Below are 2,184 nucleotides of genomic sequence, written 5' to 3'. Positions count from 1 at the left end.
TCTGGAAGGATCTGAACCGAGCTTTGGAGGCAACCGGTGTGCCGGTTGCCGCCGGACGCTTCGGCGCCCACATGCGAGTGGATCTGGTCAACGACGGACCGGTGACCATCCTGCTGGACACCGATAGATTGATGAAGCCGGCAGCTCCTTCAGCGACTATTTGACAATGGGCCTAAGAGGCGCCGACACATCCAGTTGATGCTTATCGCCAATCTTAGATGGATCGTTGATAATCTTGTCGACCACGGCCTGCTTGAGCTTCAGATCGGAGCCGTCGCCCCAGATGATGACATGTTTGCCCTGGTCCAGCTCGGTGGTGATGGAGTCTTGGGTTTTCGCAGTCACCTTGGTCACAGAATGGCGCATGGCCTCCGGCATGGTTGACAGAATCCGCAGAGTCTGCCTGACCGCCTGATCCTGCTGGGCACGCTTGACAGTGGCAACCTGGATGACCGGCACCCCCTCCACTGGCTTGGACACAGTATTGAGCACCCTGCCCTGCCTGTCTACAGCCGTCAGTTTCCGCTGCGCATCCTTGAAGACCGCAGTAGGCTCCTGGGCATCGAAGGTCACCTCCAGACCGTGCGGAAAACACTTATGGACCTTGGCATCGGTCACCCCGGCCATGCCGCTGATCTCCTGCTCGACGCCATTGGTGGAAATCAGCAGCAGAGAGCGATCCCCCTGATTGGTCACGATTGAGACCACTCGATCGTTGGACACCCAGGCATTGCCGCCGCTGACGTTGATCTTGTCGGTTTGCAGGCGGAAGACCGGCGAGAGAAAAAGCAGCCATGCCAGTCCTGCTATCAGAACCATGACCAGGAGGACGACACCCGTCCGGATCAGGACCAGCCTGCGGCTGACCTTCTTCTTCTCGCGCACCCGAGCCTGAAAATCCAGAACCTTGGGCCGAACGAAGATCCCTAGCCCCTGATCTTCCTGATCAGTGCCTATCCTGCCTGAGACGGGTCGGTCCGGCGGTATGGCCCGGGCATCGACGAATCCTCCGGCCGAACTTGTCGAGCGTGAGGTCGCGGACTTGGATGCCGCAGACTTGGAAACTGATACGCTACTGCCTTTTATCAGAGCGCGGGAGGATGATGAGGCGGATCTGGCGCTACGAGTCCGTGTGCCGCTTGTATTCTTGGAACGACTCGGACGACCCCTGAAACGCTTCGAACCTTTGAGACGCTTGGACCGCTTAAGGCGCCTGCCCTCGCCACCTGTTTTTTCCACCTTGGACCAGCTGGCCTGTGCTGAAGCATCGGAGGCGGCCGACTTGCCCGATCTGGCGGTTCTACCGGTCCGCTGCTCCTCTTCCGAAGGCCTGGTGCGCCCAGACCGGGCAGTCCGTGCGGCCTTTGCGGCCCGGACTGCCCTGGTTCTGGACGAGGCTCCACTGGAGGCCCTGCGACTCTTGCCGTTCTTCACTGCTCATCCCGTTCAGCCAGCTTGTCGAGAATGACCGGCCCCATGGCAGTGATATCGCCGGCGCCCACGGTCAGGATCACATCCCCAGGCTCCGCTCGTTCGGCCAGATCCAGAGCGGCCTGACGCATGTCCGAGCAGGCCCGGAAGACGGTCTCAGTCGACTTATGTCCTGAGTTCTGGGGCTTGTGGTCCGATGCCTTGCGGGCGGCGGCAGGGATGGTGCCGGCATCCACGCCCGGAAAATCGCTGGCCAGCTCACGGGCGGGGAAGATGTCAGTTACCGTCACATCGTCCGCCAGGGACAGAGCGGCAGCGAACCGGTCGGAGAAGATGGCGGTGCGCGAATACAGGTGAGGCTGGAAGAGCACCCTGATGGTCCGGCCCGGATAGCGTCGCCTGGCGGCGGTAAGCAGGGCGGCGATCTCCGTGGGATGATGGGCGTAATCGTCCACTACGGTGACCCCATGTTGGCATCCGCGGACCTCGAAGCGTCGAGAGGCACCACGGAAGTCGGCGGCGGAAGCGGCGGCCGTATCAGGATCCATCCCCAGCAGGACGGCGGCGATGACGGCTGCTGCTGCATTGCGGGCGTTGTGGATGCCGGGAATCGCCAAATCCACCTGCAGATCAAGCGGCTTGCTGGCATCCAACCCTGCCGCCCGGAGCACCTGCACGGGGAGAGCCAGACGGCAATGTTCACGGCCGCTGCCGCTGCTCTCGGACTCGGACCCGATGCGGACCAAGCCCAGA

3 protein-coding genes are annotated in these 2,184 nt (G+C 62.0%); 1 reads left to right on the top strand and 2 read right to left on the bottom strand.

What is annotated here, in order from left to right:
- A partial coding sequence (locus tag AC0AP0_RS12445) for a D-aminoacyl-tRNA deacylase (RefSeq protein ID WP_490430711.1) occupies positions 1-164 on the top strand: 164 nt, incomplete at its 5' end.
- On the opposite strand, the gene AC0AP0_RS12440 is transcribed toward AC0AP0_RS12445, so the two are convergent.
- Together AC0AP0_RS12440 and AC0AP0_RS12435 are read right to left on the bottom strand one after the other, a co-directional pair.
- The gene (locus AC0AP0_RS12440) at positions 157-1,434 is read right to left on the bottom strand and encodes a cell division protein FtsQ/DivIB (protein ID WP_490430710.1); all 1,278 of its coding nucleotides are present in this window, start codon (positions 1,432-1,434) and stop codon (positions 157-159) included. The genes AC0AP0_RS12445 and AC0AP0_RS12440 overlap by 8 nt on opposite strands.
- A partial coding sequence (locus AC0AP0_RS12435; RefSeq protein ID WP_490430709.1) for a glutamate ligase domain-containing protein occupies positions 1,431-2,184 on the bottom strand: 754 nt, incomplete at its 5' end. The genes AC0AP0_RS12435 and AC0AP0_RS12440, both read right to left, overlap by 4 nt.

The sequence above is a fragment of the Bifidobacterium sp. POST2/T3 (B1) genome (assembly GCF_058197115.1).
The sequence above is the reverse complement of the archived record's forward strand: the minus strand, read 5'-3'. Positions and strand labels throughout refer to the sequence as shown.